The following is a 15,208-nucleotide window of genomic DNA, read 5'->3' on the forward strand; positions in this document are numbered from 1 at the left end:
GAGCACACCACCGCCCGGGAGACCCGGAAAACGCACCGCGCCGATCCGATCGAATCGAGAGGAAGCCTCGATGGAACAGAACGGCACGACCCGGCCGGGCCCCGCGGCACCGGCCAGAGTAATGGGCCGCTCCCGGCGGCCCGCCGCGTGGGGCGGGGCGGCGGCCCTGCTGGCCTGTCTGCTGGTGGCGGCACCCCTGCCCGGTACGGCACCGGCCGCCCACGCGGCCGGCACCCTCACCGTCACCTCGCCCGACCTGCTCTTCGTCAAGGGCCAGGCGAGGATCACCCTCGCCTCCGACCAGGCGTCCGTGGCCTGGAAGGCCGTCGACGACCAGGGCCTGACCGTCGCGTCGGGCACCGCACCGGTCGCCGACGGCTCGGCCACCGTCGATGTCACGAAGCTCGGCAGCGGCTACTACACGCTCACGGCGACCGCCGGCACCACCACCCGTACCGCCAACTTCGGCGTACTGACCGCGCTGACCGGCAAGGAACAGCAGGACAAGCGCTTCGGCACCGGCATCCACTACGGGTGGAACGGCGGCGACGACCAGAAGCTGCTGCGTTCGGTCAAGCTCATGGGCATGCACGGGATCCGCTCCGACATCAACTGGGGCGCCATCGAGAAGACCCCCGGCGAGTACTCCTGGAGCACCTACTCCACCGACCAGCACATCCCGTACGCCAAGTCGCAGGGGCTGACCGCCCTGCCCATCTCCGGCTACCGCAACGCCAACTACGACGACAACCGCACCCCGGCGTCCGACGCGGCCCTGGACGCCTACGGGAAGTTCACCGCCGCCGCGGTGGAGCGGTACCAGCAGTCCTCGAAGGAAATCGAGATCTACAACGAGTACAACTCGACCGGCTTCAACAACGGCACCTGCGGCATCACCGCCGACTGCTACCTCAAGCTGCTCAAGGCCAGTTACGGCAAGGTGCACGCCAAGGTCCCCGACGCCACCGTCGTCGGCGGCGGCCTGGCCGGCCTCCAGACCGACTGGCTGAAGCGGCTGTACACGGTCGGCGGCCTGAAGTACATGGACGCGCTCAGCGTCCACCACTACGGCTACCCGAACCCGCCGGAGACCGCCCTGGCCAAGCTGCCGCAGGTGCGCGCCGACCTGGACGCGGCGGGCGGCAAGGACTTCCCGCTCTGGATCACCGAGAACGGCTACCCGACCCACAGCGACGGCGTCACCCCCGCCCAGCAGGCCGCGTACGTGCCGCGCGCCCAGATCTTCTCCTTCGCCTCCGGCGTCGACCGCTACTACTGGTACGACCTCACCAACGACGGCACCGACGCCACCAACAAGGAACACAACTTCGGCGCCTTCAAGCGGCCCACCGCCGAGGTCAAGGCATGGCAGCCCAAGCCGTCCGTGGTCACCGAGGGCGTCCTGATCCGCCAGCTCGCCGGCCGCGCCTACGCGGGCCGCGACGACGCCGGTTCCGACGACATCCGCTCGTACCGCTTCGGCACCGGGACCGAAACCGTCCGGACCCTGTACACCACCGCGGACGCCCCGAGGACGGTGGAGCTGAGGGCCTCCGGCCCGGTCACCACCACCGACCAGACGGGCCACGAGAAGACGTACCTGCCGGTCGGCGGCAAGGTGCAGCTCGGCATCGACGACAAGGTGCTGTACGTCAAGGGCGCGGTGAGCGCGGTCGAGGCGGTGAACGCCCCGGTGTTCTCCCTCCGGCTGCCGCGGCACTCCAACACCGAGGAGACCGTCGACGCGGTGCTCCAGATCGACGGCACCAGGGGCCGCACCCCGCTGCCACTGCCCTACACCTTCCGGATCGCCGGTGAGGAGCACCGGGTGACGGCCAGGCCCGGCGAGGTCGTCCGCAAGAGCGTCGAGCTCCCCACCTCGGCCCTCACCGGCCCGCGCACGGTCAGCGGCACGGTCGGACTCGGACCGGTCGGCCTCGCCCGCCTCACCTCCGACACCGAGGTGCTGCCGCCGACCCGGGTCACCTTCGACCCGGTGGTGAAGAAAGCGGCCCCGTTCGCCGCGGCGATGAAGATCACCGTCACCAACAACCGCGTCCGCGGCCCGCTCGAACTCACCGCGTTGGAATGGCAGGTGAACGAGGGCAACGCCTACCTGGACCGGGGCACCGTCGACGGACCGATCAGGGTCGGAGCCGACTCCAGCACCTCGTACACCGTGGACGCGCGCAACATCAAGCAGTGGAAGCGCTACTGGACGGCCGCCCACATCACCACGCCCGACGGCACCAGGACCGCCGTGGGCGCCTGGAACGGCTGGGGCGCCGTCCAGCCGTCCGGCACCGACACCACCACACCGATCGACATCGTCGGCGACGGCACGGTGAACCACAAGGGCGGCTACAACGGCGCGGCCGATCTGTCCGGCACCGTCCGGCCCCAGTACACCGACGCCGGACTCGTGCTCAAGGGCGCCATCACGGACAACGCCCTGGCCCAGCCCGCCACCACCGCCGAGAACATGTGGCTGGGCGACAGCATCCAGTTCGCCGTCACCCCCGAACTGCCGGGTCGCAGCAAGCAGTACGTCGAGTTCGGCGCCTCGCTCGTGGGCGGCGAGCCGCAGGTGTACACCTGGCGGGCACCGGCCGGCCAGTCCACCGGCCCGACCCCCGGCGCCACCGCGCAGATCACCCGGGACGGCACCACCACCCGCTACACGGTGACGGTGCCGTGGGCCTCGCTCGGCCTCGCCGGCAAACCCACCGAATCCATCGGCCTCGGTCTCGTCGTCAACGACAGCGACAACGACGGCCGGGTGCGCGGCTGGACGGAGTGGGGCGGCTCCATCGCCAACAACTCCAAGAGCGCCGCCGGACTGCGGGCCGTCCAGCTGACCGACTGACCCGCCCCCGAACAGGCGGGGCCGGGCGCACCTGACAGCGCCCGGCCCCGCCGCTCCGTGCCACCCCCGCACCGTTCCCGGTCCCACCGCGAGGAGAACGACCCCATGGCCCTGTTCGACCTGCCGCTGCACGAACTGCGCGCCTACCGGCCGCGGATCGACGAACCGGAGGACTTCGACGCCTTCTGGGCGAAGACCCTGGCCGAGACCCGCGCCCACGACCCCGCGGTCGCCTTCGAACCCGTCGGGACCGGACTGACCGGCATGCGCACCTGGGACGTCACGTTCGCCGGCTTCGGCGGCCACCCGGTCAAGGGCTGGTTCAACGCCCCCGCGCACGCCGAGGGACCACTGCCGCTCGTCGTCCAGTTCCACGGCTACAACGGCGGCCGCAGCCTCCCGCACTGCTGGGGCATGTGGCCGCTGGCCGGCTTCGCCCACTTCGTCATGGACGTACGCGGCCAGGGCAGCGGCGGCAACGTCGGCGACACCCCGGACCCGGTCGGCTCCGGCCCCTCCCACGCGGGCTTCATGACCCGGGGCATCGAGGACCCGGAGACCTACTACTACCGCCGGGTCCACGCCGACGCCGTGCGCGCCGTCGAGGCGGCCCGCTCCCACCCCCTCGCCGACCCCGCCCGCACCGTCGTCCTCGGCGGCAGCCAGGGCGGCGGCATCACCCTCGCCGTCGGCGCACTCGTCCCCGACCTGGCCGCGATCGCCGTCGACGTGCCCTTCCTCTGCCACTTCGAACGGGCCGTCACCCTGACCGACGCCGACCCGTACGCCGAGATCGTCCGCTACCTCAAGATGCACCGGGGCAAGGAGGGGACCGCGCTGCGCACCCTGTCGTACTTCGACGGGGTGTCCTTCGCCGCCCGGGGCCGCGCCCCCGCGCTCTTCTCCGTCGGACTGATGGACCGGACGTGCCCGCCTTCCACGGTCTTCGCCGCCCACAACGCGTACCCGGGGGAGAAGGCGATCGAGGTCTACCCGTTCAACGGACACGAGGGCGGCGCCATGTTCCAGGAGGCCGCCCAGCTCCGCTGGGTGCCCGAGGTCCTGGCCGGGGCGGTCTGACCCGCCGCCGTCCGGCCGGGTGGTGTGCGTCACGGACAAGGTGTGGACAGCACGTATAAGGTCCACCGGGGTGATCCACAACCCCGTGAACTGCAAGGACGAGGGCGGACGGTGCGACACAGGGTCTACGCGCACGCGATGCGCGTCATCGCGTGCGCGCTGATGGCATGGCAGGTCTGGACGATGTGGTACATCTCCAGCCACGAGGCGGTGGGGGTGAAGTGGTCCTGCGACCTGGCCGGGGGATGCGCCAGTGATCAGCTCGCGTCGATGTCCCCGATGCTCGGGATCGCCTTCGCCGTCGCGCTCGGCCTGCTCGGCGCCCGGTACCTGCACCGGGCGGCACCGGGCGCGATGATCGCGCTCTGCGCCGTCGCGGCCGCGGTCGGCTGGTACGACGCGCTGGCGGAGGGCCTGGTCGAGCGGGACACCGTCACCAGCTTCCACATCCTCCTTCCGCTCGGCGACTTCTCCGTCTCCACCTGGCTCACCTTCCTGTGGTCCGTCGCGGGCGCGGGCTGCCTCGCCGCCTGGTGGGGCGCGGCCGTCAGCCTGCGGCGCACCGGGGGGCTGCGCAGGCTCTCCCGCCGCTGCCGCACGGCCGACGCGGTGCTGGAGGGCTGGCGGTCGGTGGGCCGCAAGTACGGTGAGGTCACCGTGGTGTTCGCCGACGAGGACGGGGTGCGCCACGAGGTCCCGGCCGTCGTGGAACGCGTCGCCCTCAAGCGGGACGTCCGTGCCCTGTACGACACCGACCGTCCCGACGACCCGGACCGCACCCGGGTCGTCATTCCCCGCCGGAAGCTGCTGCGTCTCACATGATCACGCCGAACTCCTCCACCTCCTCCCTGCGCCGGTTCTTCCGGCTGTTCAGCGTGGTGTCCGTGCTCGGCACCGGACTCCTCCTCACCGCGGTGGTCCGGGGCGCCGTGGACGGCCCCCGCTGGCTGCTGTTCCTCGCGCTCCCCGCGACGGCCCTGGCCCTGACGGCGTTCGGCAAGGTCGCCGAGAGCGCGACCTCGGGCCTGGCCTCCCCCGGACTGCGCGCCGCCGGCCCGCGCGCCTTCGCACCCGCCGTGGTCAACGGAGTGAAGGCCGTCAACAGGGCCGACGGCCGCCCCGTCGCCGACGGACGGGCGGGGAACTCGGTGTTCGTCTTCGACCTGACCGTGGTGGCCGACGACCTGCCCCCGTACCGGATCGAGGTCCGTCACCCCCTCGACCTCCAGGGACTGCTGCACAGCTCCAGGGCGGTCGTCGAGTACGACCCGGAGCAGCCCTGGCGGGTCGTCGTCCCCAACAACCCGCCGCGCGAGTGGCTGGCCCGCGCACAGGTCCTCACCCCGCCCACGGGCGAGGTGAGAACTCCGGCCGGCACCTTTCCGACCGGCTCCCGGACCCTGGCGGCGGGCGTGGCGGTCGCGGTCGTGCTGCTGGTGCTGATCCGGGTGCTCGGCTGAGAGCCTGCCGGGGGCCGGGCCGCCCGGGGCTCAGCTGTCGCGCGGGGACTTCTTGAGGACCTTGCCGTTGATGTCGGCCCGCAGGTAGGCGCCGCCGTACTCGTCCGAGACATAGACGCTGACCGTCGGCTGGTAGTCCTCGAACGGGGACGCCGGGTCGACGTCCACGTAGTGGCTGGTGGGTGCGGCGACGCCGAGTTCCTTGTCCGCCCGGCGTATCAGCCCCGGCAGGGCGTCCCAGTCGAACTTCTCCAGGTCCACGGACTTGGCGCCCGACATGAGGGTGCCACCGGCCCGTTCGCGGGTGGCCCGGCCGTCCCGGTAGGAGTAGACGTCGTACAGGCTCTTGTTGCTCCTGAGCGGGGCCTCGACGCTGGCGTGCTCCTCGTGCAGTGTGAACGAGGTGATCCGGGTGCCGCCCATCACCGGCTTCAGCGCGGCGATGACGGAACGCACACCGTCGGGCGTCAGCAGGTTCTCCGGCTGCTCCGGGGCCGTCTCCCCGGCCTCCGCGGTCTTTCCCGTTCCCGCGGACTGTCCCGCCTTCCCGCCGGCGGCGGAGGGGCCGCGGGTGGCCCCGGCCGAGGCGGACGGAGGGTCGTCGGAGGCCCGGCTGTCCGCGTCGGGCAGCAGCGACCACACCAGGGCACCGGTCAGGGCCGTCCCGGCGAGAGCGGTGGTGACCGCGACGGCACGGCCCCGCCGGACCCGGCGGCGCGCCTCCCGAGTCCCCAGCGTCCCGGGCGTGCCGCCGCCCGCGCCAGGCGCCGGGGGCGCGGCCGGAGGGGCGCCCAGTACCGCGGTGGGACCACCGGTGGGCACCGCGTCCTGCGGGGCGGCCGACGGCCGCGTCCGCGGCGGCACCGCGTCCCTCGGGACACGGGGGTCCTGCCGGGGCGGCGCCGCCGCGGACGCGGTGCCCACCGCGGCCAGCATCCGGTCCAGCTCCTCGGCCCCCGGCCGGGCCGCCGGACTCCGGGTCAGCAGCGCCTCCAGCACCGGGGCCAGCGGACCGGCCCGCCGGGGCGGCGGGATCTCCTCGTCGAGCACGGCCGCGAGCGTCGCCAGCGTGGTGGCCCTGCGCAGCGGATGCCGGCCCTCCACGGCCACGTACAGCATCATGCCGAGCGACCACAGGTCGGAGGACGGGTCGTCCTCGTCGCCCCGGATGCGCTCGGGCGCCATGTAGTCGGGGGAGCCGATGATCGATCCGGTCGCCGTCAGACTCGTGGACTCCCGGATCGCCGCGATGCCGAAGTCCGTGAGCACCGGACTGCCGTCCGTCCGCAGCAGCACGTTGGCCGGCTTGACGTCCCGGTGGAGGATTCCGGCGGCGTGGGCGGCGCGCAGCGCGGACAGCACCCCGCGCCCCAGTCCGGCGGCCTCCGCCGGGGTGAGCGTGCCCTCGGCCAGCCGCTCCGCGAGGGAGGCGCCGGGCACCAGCTCCATCACGATCCACGGGTACGTCCCGGCGCCGCCGTCCACGATGTGGTGGACGGTGACGACGCCCGGGTGGTCGAGCCGGGCCAGCGCACGGGCCTCGCGCAGCACCCGCTCGCGCAGCAGCCTCGCCGACTCCGGATCGTTCTCGGCGAGCGCCGGGTCCGGGGGCCGCACCTCCTTGAGCGCCACATCGCGGTGCAGGGCCAGGTCACGGGCCCGCCACACCATGCCCATGCCACCACTGCCGAGCCTGTTCATCAGCTCGAAACGGTCGTCGACCACACGGCGCACAGGCCCCCCAGCGTTCATGGAAAAGAGGGTACGGGGCGGGTCCGCGGCGAAACGCACCCACCCCGTACGCGGCTCAGGGCCGGGCGCCCGGCGTCAGCCGCAGCGTCACGATCTGGAACGGCCGCAGCGTCAGCCGCACCACCTCGCCCGTCACCTCGGCGCCCGTCCCGTCGGCGAGCGGACGCTCCAGCAGGTCCGTGACGCTCGCCCCGGCCAGCGCGAAGCCCGCCGTCAGCCGCGCCGAGGCCCGCCCGCCGTGCGCCTCGTGGAGCCGTACCACCACGTCCCCACTGCCGTCGTCCGCGAGCTTCACCGCCGTCACGACCACCGCCTCGTCGTCCACCGAGACCAGCGGCGCCACCGCGGCGCTCCCCGGCACCCGGCGCTCGGGCAGGGCGAACCGCCAGCCCTCGCGGACCGCGTCGCCGACCGTCGCCCCCGGCAGCAGCGCGTACCGCAGCCGGTGCACCCCCTGATCGGTCTCCGGGTCCGGGTAGCGGGGCGCCCGCAGCAACGACAGCCGCACCGTGGTCGTGGTGGAGCCGTCCTCGCGGACCGTACGGGTCACGTCGTGCCCGTACGTCGAGTCGTTGACCAGCGCCGCGCCCCAGCCCGGCTCCCCGACGTGCAGGAAGCGGTGCGCACAGATCTCGAACTTGGCCGCCTCCCAGCTGGTGTTGGTGTGCGTCGGCCGCCGGACGTGCCCGAACTGGGTCTCCGCCGTGGAGTGGTCGGCACGCACGTCGATCGGGAACGCCGCCTTGAGGAACTTCTCCCGCTCGTGCCAGTCGACCTCGGTGTCGACGTCCAGCCGCCGGGCCCCCGGCCGCAGCGTCAGCAGCTGGGTGACCCGGGACGCGCCGAAGCTGCGCACCACCTCGACCCCGTCACCGCTGCGCCGCACCGAGTCGGCCCCGGTCAGATCGGTCACCGTGTTGCGGTAGAAGGCGTCGACGTCCCAGGCGTCCCAGTGGTTGGGCAGGTCCGGGTGGATCTGGAGCAGGTTGGCCGCACCGCCCGGCGCGACCGTCTCCCGCCCGGTCACCAGGTCGACGACCGAGACCACGAGGCCCCGCGCGTCCACGGTCACCCGCAGCAGCCCGTTGTCCAGCCGGAAACCGGACCCGTGCGCCGTCACCTCCACCGCCGCCTCCCGCCGGTCCGGTGCGGGCACCGCGCCCCCCGCGGCCACCCCGTCCCGCTCGTGCGGCGCGGAGTTGAAGACGACCGTGGCGTCACCCTCCGGAGCCCCGGCCAGCGCCCGCTGCGCGGCGTCGATCACCGCTTCCAGCTCCTCGGCGATCCCGGCGTACGTCGCCTCCGCCTCGCGGTGCACCCAGGCGATGGACGAGCCCGGCAGGATGTCGTGGAACTGGTGCAGCAGCACGCTCTTCCAGATCCGGTCCAGCTCCTCGTACGGATAGCGGAACCCGGTCCGCACCGCCGCGGTCGCCGCCCACAGCTCCGCCTCCCGCAACAGGTGCTCGCTGCGGCGGTTGCCCTGCTTGGTCCGCGCCTGCGAGGTGTACGTGCCGCGGTGCAGCTCCAGGTACAGCTCGCCCAGCCACACCGGCGGCCGCTCGTACTCCGCCTCGGCGGCGGTGAAGAAGTCCGCCGGCTTCTCGATCGTCACCCGGGGCGAGCCCTCCAGATCGGCCAGTCGCCCGGCGCGCGCCAGCATCTCGCGGGTGGGGCCGCCGCCCCCGTCGCCCCAGCCGAACGGGACGAGCGAGCGCGTCGCACGGCCCTTGTCGCGGAAGTTGGCCTCGGCGTGCGCGAGCTCCCGGCCGGACAGTTCGGCCACATAGGTGTCGACCGGCGGGAAGTGCGTGAACACCCGGGTGCCGTCCAGCCCCTCCCACAGGAAGGAGTGGTGCGGGAACGGATTGGTCGTGTTCCACGAGATCTTCTGGGTCAGGAACCAGCGCGAACCGGAGAGCGCCACCAGCTGCGGCAGCGCCGCCGAGTACCCGAACGAGTCGGGCAGCCACACCTCCTCGGTCTCCACCCCGAACTCCTCCAGGAAGAACCGCTTGCCGTACACGAACTGCCGGGCCAGCGCCTCCGATCCGGGCATGTTGGTGTCCGACTCCACCCACATCCCGCCCACCGGCACGAACTGCCCGGCGGCCACCTTCTCCTTCACCCGGGCGTACAGCTCCGGCCGGTGCTCGCGCAGCCAGTCCAGCTGCTGCGCCTGCGACATCGCGAAGACGAACTCCGGGTGGTCGTCCATCAGCGCCACCACGTTGGAGGTGGTACGGGCCACCTTGCGCACCGTCTCCCGCAGCGGCCACAGCCACGCCGAGTCGATGTGGGCGTGCCCCACCGCCGACAGCCGGTGCGCCGAGGCGTGCGCGGGGGAGGCCAGCACGGCCCGCAGCCGCTCCCGGCCGGCGGGCGCGCTCGTCCCCACGTCGTCCAGGTCCAGCGCGTCCAGACAGTCCTCCACCGCGCGCAGGATCTCCCAGCGGCGCGCCGAACCCAGCGGCAGCTGCCGCATCAGCTGGTCGAGCACCTCCAGGTCCTGCACCAGCTCCCACACCTGCCGGTCGAAGACCGCGACGTCCATCCGCTCGACGCGGTACAGCGGCTCGCTCCCCGCGGTCTCCCGGTCGCCCAGCGCGCTGACCCCGTCCAGGATCTCCGGGTTGGCGGCGGCTTCGAGCAGGTACGTGAACTCCTCGCCGCCCGCCACCCGTTCACCGACGCGCAGCCAGGTGTTGCGCGGGTTGAGCGCCTTGACCACACTGCCGTCCGGCCGGTGGGCCAGCGCCTCCGCGGAGAAGCCGGGCCGGTCCCTGGCGAACCCCAGGTCGATCACCGCCTCGACGGTCTCACCGGCCCAGTCCTCCGGCACCCGGCCGGTCACCCGGAACCAGCTGGTGCCCCAGGCCGGCCCCCACGGGTCGCCGACGGCACCGGGCCCGTAGGACGCGGCCACCGCCTCGGCGAAGGGCACCGGTTCGCCGGGGGCGTGCCAGACCTCGAACGCCAGCGGGGCCGTACGGGGGTGGACGGCGGGGCGGATGCGCTCGCGCAGGACGCGGTCGAGCCGTTCCTCGGTCAGTGTGCGGTCGTCATGCATGGGTGAAAGGGCCCCTCTGGATCGAAGGTGTGGTGAGCGAAGGCGGTGGGGTGATCGAAGGCATGGTGAACGTGGTGATCAACGACGGGGTGACCGGCGGCGCGGTGCGGCGGGGGAGTGGTTCACGGGAGCTCGTCGAAGCCCACGCAGGGCAGCGACAGCCCGGCGGCCAGGGACAGCAGACCGTCCAGCCGGGCCGGGGTCACGTGGTTGGCGGGGTGGGCGTCGGCGACGCAGTGCGCGTACAGGGTGACCACGCCGCCCTCCCCGGCGGTCCGGCGCAGCGCCGCCTCGACCCCGCCCAGGTCGTCCCCGTACGCGACGGCGCCGCGCCCGCTGTCCACCGAGCAGCCCGGCAGGACCCGACGGGCGGTGAGGTCGTGGGCCGGTACGCGCAGTTCGTCCGCGAGGGCCGGATCGGCGCGGCGGCCGACGGGCACCCCGCCGCGCAGCCGCTCGAAGAGCGCGAGGAGCAGCCGGTCGGTCTCCTCGTTCCGGGCGCTGCACGGATAGGCGAAGCTCCGGGCCGGAAAGCCGAGGCGGCGCAGCCGTTCCAGGGCGGGCACCACCTCCCGGTCGAGATAGGCGGCCGGTCCGTGCGCCGCGACGAACTCGGGCGCGCGTTCGTGCCGCAGGCCGTGGCAGCCGATGCTGTGGCCGTCGTCCGCGAGCCCGCGCAGCAGCCGCACCTCGTCCCGGTCGAGCCGGTCGGGCTCGCAGACGAAGAAGGTGACCCGCGCCCCGTACGAGGAGAACAACGGCGCGACGGCGGCCCACTCGCGCACGTGCCGGTCGTCGAAGGTGAGCAGCAGGGCCCGCTCCACGCGTCCGGTCACCGCCCGGCCCCCTGCGGCGCCCAGCCGGGGACGGAGCCGTGCAGCGCCGTGTGGAAGGGATCGCCGGGGACGATCTCGCCGGCCAGGACCGTGCGGCCGGTGAGCGCCGCCTTGTACATCGCGGTGATCAGCTCCAGGGACCGGCGGCCGTCCCCGGCGCTCGCCCGGGGCCGCCGGCCCGCCCGCATGTCGGCCAGGAGCGAACGGAGCTGGGCGTCGTGCGAGCTGGGCACGTCCTTCGCCGGGGAGGTCCAGCGGGCCACCCGGTCCGGATCGACACCGGGGGCCGGGGTGTAGGTCCAGTCGTCGTTCCCGTACCCGTAGAGGTGGTTCAGCTCGATCGTGGCGTCGCGCAGGTCGATCCGCAGATGACTCGACTGGCGCGGCGAGAGGGCGCTGTTGACCACGGTGGCCAGGGCGCCGGAGGCGAAGCGCACGGTGGCGGTGGTGACGTCGTCGGTCTCCACGTCACGGGCCAGCCGGGCGGCCATGGCCCGGATCTCCGTCCAGTCGCCGAGCAGTTCGAGCAGCAGGTCGATCTGGTGGATGCCCAGCCCCATGGCGGGACCGGCGCCCTCGGTGGCCCACTTCCCGCGCCAGGGGACCGCGTAGTAGGCGTCGTCCCGGTACCAGGTGGTCTGGCAGTGGGCGACCAGCGGTGCCCCCAGCTCGCCGGAGGCGATCAGGGCCCGGGCGTGTTCGGCGCCCGAGCCGAAGCGGTGCTGGAAGACGATCGGCGCGTACGGGCCGTCCTCTCCCTCGGCGGCCGTCATGGCGTCGTACTCCGCGAGGCTGAGCGCGGGCGGCTTCTCGCACCACACCCACGCCCCGGCGGCCAGGGCGGCGACGACCTGCTCGCGGTGGGCGACGGGCGGCGAGGCGACGACCACGAGGTCGGGACGGACCTCGCGCAGCGAGGCGGCGAGGTCGGTGGAGTGGTGGGGCAGCGAGAAGTCGGCGGCGAACGAACGGGCCGCCGCCGGGTCGGCGTCGACCGCACCGAGCACCGCGAAGTCCGCGGGCAGCCGGAGGAACGCGGGCATGTGGACGGCGCGGGCGATGTTGCCCGCGCCGACGAGCAGGACACGAAGAGGAGCCATAGTCACAGGGAGCCGTCCGGGCCGAGGGCGTGGTCGCCGAGGTTGGTAAGCGTTTTCCAGGAGGTCGGGAAGAAGCCCTTCCCGAAGGAAGGGCAGGAGTGGGGTCAGAGAGTGGCGTAGAGCGCGTCGGCGCTGGTCACCGGCCCGGTGCGGAGCCGGTGCGGCCACTCCAGGGCGAGCCCGAGCGAGTCGCTCAGCCGGTCCTGGAAGGAGGCGAGCCGACGTTCGTCGCCGCGCACCGCGCGCGGCGGCAGCCGGTGCTCCAGGCAGTACGAGACCAGCGCGCCGACCGCCTCGCCGATGCTCCACTGGCCCGCGTGGCCGCCGACCGCCGGGGCGCTGAGGTGCGTGGCGCCGATGTTCCGCCCGGCCGGGAGCAGGTTCTCCACGCGCACCGGCAGCAGCGCGCCCAGCGGCAGCTGGAACGGCAGGCACTCCAGGTCCAGGCCCGCGCCGCCGCCGGTGCCCGGGTGCAGCGTGATGCGGGAACGCAGGGTGCCCACGCTGTCCGTGAAGGTCTCGGCGCCCGGCGCCCCGGCCCGTGCCGCGACCGTCAGATGCTGTTCCAGCAGGGTGAACTCGGCCCGGATGCGCCGGGATTCGCGTACGTGCGGTGCCTTGGCGAACCCGTCCGGCGTGCCCGTGACGTCGGGCCTCGGCCGCAGCTCGGGGTAGCCGTGGCCGCCGTCGTGCCGGGGCGCCCGGGTCTGCATCCAGTACAGGAACGACAGCGCCTGCTCCCGCGCCTCCCGCTCGGCACGGGCCCGCACCTCCCGACCGGCCCCGGCGAGCGGCAGCCCGGTGTAGGCGGTCTGCTCCCAGTCGACCAGGGTGATGTCGCTGTCGAAGGTGCCGGGCAGGTACCGGCTCCGGGCGAGCGCCCGCAACCGGTGCCAGCGGTCGTTGGGCGGCGCGCCCCAGGGCGGGACCTCGTCCGGTTCGTGCAGGAAGAGCGGCACGGTGCGGGCCGGGCCGCCGCCGGGCTCCGCGGTCTCCCAGGAGAAGGCGCCGGACCACCGGTCGTAGCCGGCCGGCCGGTCCACGGTGTGGTCCTCGCCGGGGCGGTGGTCCAGGGCGAAGGCCCAGGAGACGGGCTGCTGGTCCAGCGGGTCGGCGACCGCCGCCGCGTGCGGCTCACCGGTCTCCTCCCGGGACTCGGCGCCGGTGACGTGCTCGACGCCCGCGAGGTCGAGCAGCTCGCCCAGGTCCGTCGCGTCGACGACGTACGGGGCGGTGACCGTCAGCTGCCCGCCGTCCGCGGTCTCCAGGGCGACCGCGGCGACCCGGTCCCCGTCCGTTTGGGCCGCGACCGGCCGGTGGCGGAGCAGCAGGGTGAGCCGGCCGGCGGCGAGGTGCGGGGCGAGCAGCTCCTGGACGACGGCGAGCGCGGCTCGCGGCTCGTGGCTGAGGTGGCCGGTGGTGCTCAGCCCGGGATCGAGCAGGGGATCGGCGAACGGCCCGGGGCACAGCGGGTAGTTGCGGCGGTAGAAGTCGCGGATCCGTTCGCGCAGGTCCCGGTAGCCGGGGGAGACGGGGTCCAGCTCGATGCGGTGGCCGTCGGCCAGCGGCACCGCCTGCGCGGTGAACAGGCCACCGGGCCAGTCGGTGGCCTCGGTGAGCACGACGCGGTGTCCGAACCGGACGGCGGTCAGCGCGGCGGCCAGACCGCCGAGGCCGGCACCGACCACCAGGACATCGGTCCCGAGTTCGCGGGTACGGGGGGTGGGGGCGGCGAACACAGGAGTCTCCTCCCTCAGGGCCGACGGGCGGCGACGGTACGGAGCCGGACCGGGACGGACTCGCGCGTCCTGATCCGGACGGGGAGCACGATCTGCTCGGCGTCGCGGTACGGGTCCTCGCCCGCCGCGCGCTCCGCGATCCGCTTGACCAGCTGCTCGACCGCGCGGCCGCCGATCTCCCCGGCGGGCAGCCGGGCGGCGAAACTGGTGAGCGGCAGCAGGTCGTAGGGGCCCGCGTCGTCCATGCCGGCCAGCACGATCTCGTCGGGCACGGCGATGCCGAGCGAGGCCAGGTCGGCGGCGGCGGTGGCGACGGCGAAACCGTGCGCGCACAGCAGCGCGGTCGGCGGCTCGGCGGAGGCGAGGAGCTCGGACAGCAGCCGCTTGCGGTCCTCCTCGGGCAGCGCCGTGTACGAGCGCAGCGCGGTGAACCGGGGGAGCAGCGGCTGGTCGTGGGCGCGCAGCGCCTGCTTGTGCCCGGTCATCCGGTCGTGGACGCTGGTGCACTGCGTCTCGCCCCAGAGCGTCGCTATGCGGGTGTGACCGTCGGCCAGCAGGTGCTCGGTGAGCCGGTAGCCGACGTCGTAGTTGTCGGCGGTGACCGCGTCGACGGCGAAGCCGGGGAAGTACCGGTCGACCAGCACCATGGGGATGCGCAGGTGCCGGAGCTCCTCCAGCACACCGGGATCGGGCGACCCCTGGACCGGATAGAGGATGATTCCGTCGACCCGGTCCTCGGCGGCCTGGCGCAGCGCCTGGTCCTGGCGGGCCAGCGACGCCGCGTGGTCGGCGTGCCCGGTGGCCGTCATCTGCACCGCGGAGTCGGAGAAGAACAGTCTCAGCCCCCGCTCCGAACAGCCGGACTCGATCCCGCGCAGCACCTCGGACTGGTACGGGCCCTGGCCGCTGATGACGCAGGCGACCACACCGGAGCGCTGCGCGGGGCCGGGCTCGCCGGTCCGGCCGTCCGGATCGGCGACGAAGGTGCCCAGACCGCGCCGGCGCACCAACAGCCCTTCCGCGACGAGGTCGTTGAGTGCCCGCACGGCAGTGGTGGAACTGACCCCGAAGCGCTCGCGCAGCTGGTTCTGGGTGATGAACGGGGCGCCGGCCTCGTACTCGTCGCGCGCGACCTCGGCCCGCAACTCATCCTTGATGCGCTGGTACTTGGGCCCTGGCGTACCCATCCAGCCACCGCCTTCCCGGGTTTGACGCGTCAAATGACGTTGGCTTCAGTGTGGCGGCGGTTGACGCGTCATTTCAAGAGTGTTTCCACGAAAAATTGATTCAATTAGCGCGTCAAAC

The 15,208-nt window shown here is 73.4% G+C and carries 10 protein-coding genes; 4 read left to right on the forward strand and 6 right to left on the reverse strand.

Features of this window, described 5'->3' with window-relative positions; translation table 11 throughout:
- Positions 1 to 70: 70 nt before the first annotated feature.
- The 4 genes from ACFYW1_RS24130 (at position 71) to ACFYW1_RS24145 (ending at position 5,406) form a co-directional block, all read left to right on the forward strand.
- The gene (locus ACFYW1_RS24130; RefSeq protein ID WP_388996790.1) at positions 71 to 2,866 is read left to right on the forward strand and encodes a hypothetical protein; all 2,796 of its coding nucleotides are present in this window, start codon (positions 71 to 73) and stop codon (positions 2,864 to 2,866) included.
- Positions 2,867 to 2,971: 105 nt separating this feature from the next.
- Positions 2,972 to 3,946, forward strand: coding sequence for an acetylxylan esterase (locus tag ACFYW1_RS24135; protein WP_388996793.1), 975 nt, complete (start codon positions 2,972 to 2,974; stop codon positions 3,944 to 3,946).
- 111 nt (positions 3,947 to 4,057) lie between these two features.
- Positions 4,058 to 4,768: a hypothetical protein gene (locus ACFYW1_RS24140; RefSeq protein WP_388996796.1), complete on the forward strand. Its 711-nt coding sequence runs from the start codon at positions 4,058 to 4,060 to the stop codon at positions 4,766 to 4,768.
- The gene (locus ACFYW1_RS24145; RefSeq protein ID WP_388996799.1) at positions 4,765 to 5,406 is read left to right on the forward strand and encodes a hypothetical protein; all 642 of its coding nucleotides are present in this window, start codon (positions 4,765 to 4,767) and stop codon (positions 5,404 to 5,406) included. Before ACFYW1_RS24140 ends, ACFYW1_RS24145 begins: the two co-directional genes overlap by 4 nt.
- Positions 5,407 to 5,436: 30 nt before the next feature.
- Here ACFYW1_RS24145 and ACFYW1_RS24150 read toward each other — a convergent pair whose 3' ends face one another.
- From ACFYW1_RS24150 to ACFYW1_RS24175, 6 genes are all read right to left on the reverse strand, one after another.
- Complete coding sequence (locus tag ACFYW1_RS24150; RefSeq protein ID WP_388996802.1) at positions 5,437 to 7,158, reverse strand: protein kinase; 1,722 nt, start codon at positions 7,156 to 7,158, stop codon at positions 5,437 to 5,439.
- A gap of 55 nt (positions 7,159 to 7,213) precedes the next feature.
- Positions 7,214 to 10,228 carry an alpha-mannosidase gene (locus tag ACFYW1_RS24155; protein ID WP_388996805.1) on the reverse strand — a complete coding sequence of 1,005 codons (3,015 nt, stop codon included), beginning with the start codon at positions 10,226 to 10,228 and terminating at the stop codon, positions 7,214 to 7,216.
- Positions 10,229 to 10,350: 122 nt separating this feature from the next.
- The gene (locus ACFYW1_RS24160; RefSeq protein WP_388996808.1) at positions 10,351 to 11,064 is read right to left on the reverse strand and encodes a polysaccharide deacetylase family protein; all 714 of its coding nucleotides are present in this window, start codon (positions 11,062 to 11,064) and stop codon (positions 10,351 to 10,353) included.
- On the reverse strand, positions 11,061 to 12,164 hold the full coding sequence (locus ACFYW1_RS24165) for a Gfo/Idh/MocA family protein (protein ID WP_388996811.1): 1,104 nt from the start codon (positions 12,162 to 12,164) through the stop codon (positions 11,061 to 11,063). The genes ACFYW1_RS24160 and ACFYW1_RS24165 overlap by 4 nt, the downstream gene beginning before the upstream one ends.
- 104 nt (positions 12,165 to 12,268) lie before the next feature.
- Entirely contained in the window at positions 12,269 to 13,903 is a 1,635-nt protein-coding gene (locus tag ACFYW1_RS24170) for an FAD-dependent oxidoreductase (protein ID WP_388996814.1), read from the reverse strand.
- 14 nt (positions 13,904 to 13,917) lie between these two features.
- The gene (locus ACFYW1_RS24175) at positions 13,918 to 15,090 is read right to left on the reverse strand and encodes a LacI family DNA-binding transcriptional regulator (protein ID WP_388996818.1); all 1,173 of its coding nucleotides are present in this window, start codon (positions 15,088 to 15,090) and stop codon (positions 13,918 to 13,920) included.
- Positions 15,091 to 15,208 lie beyond the last annotated feature (118 nt).

The sequence above is a fragment of the Streptomyces sp. NPDC002669 genome (genome assembly GCF_042889165.1).
GTDB lineage: Bacteria > Actinomycetota > Actinomycetes > Streptomycetales > Streptomycetaceae > Streptomyces.

Bases quoted from the DNA above. Each gene is read 5' to 3' on its own strand.
- ACFYW1_RS24130 (WP_388996790.1), top strand. From the start codon at position 71: ATGGAACAGAACGGCACGACCCGGCCGGGCCCCGCGGCACCGGCCAGA.
- ACFYW1_RS24175 (WP_388996818.1), bottom strand. From the start codon at position 15,090: ATGGGTACGCCAGGGCCCAAGTACCAGCGCATCAAGGATGAGTTGCGG.
- ACFYW1_RS24165 (WP_388996811.1), bottom strand. From the start codon at position 12,164: ATGGCTCCTCTTCGTGTCCTGCTCGTCGGCGCGGGCAACATCGCCCGC.
- ACFYW1_RS24145 (WP_388996799.1), top strand. From the start codon at position 4,765: ATGATCACGCCGAACTCCTCCACCTCCTCCCTGCGCCGGTTCTTCCGG.
- ACFYW1_RS24155 (WP_388996805.1), bottom strand. From the start codon at position 10,228: ATGCATGACGACCGCACACTGACCGAGGAACGGCTCGACCGCGTCCTG.
- ACFYW1_RS24150 (WP_388996802.1), bottom strand. From the start codon at position 7,158: ATGAACGCTGGGGGGCCTGTGCGCCGTGTGGTCGACGACCGTTTCGAG.
- ACFYW1_RS24135 (WP_388996793.1), top strand. From the start codon at position 2,972: ATGGCCCTGTTCGACCTGCCGCTGCACGAACTGCGCGCCTACCGGCCG.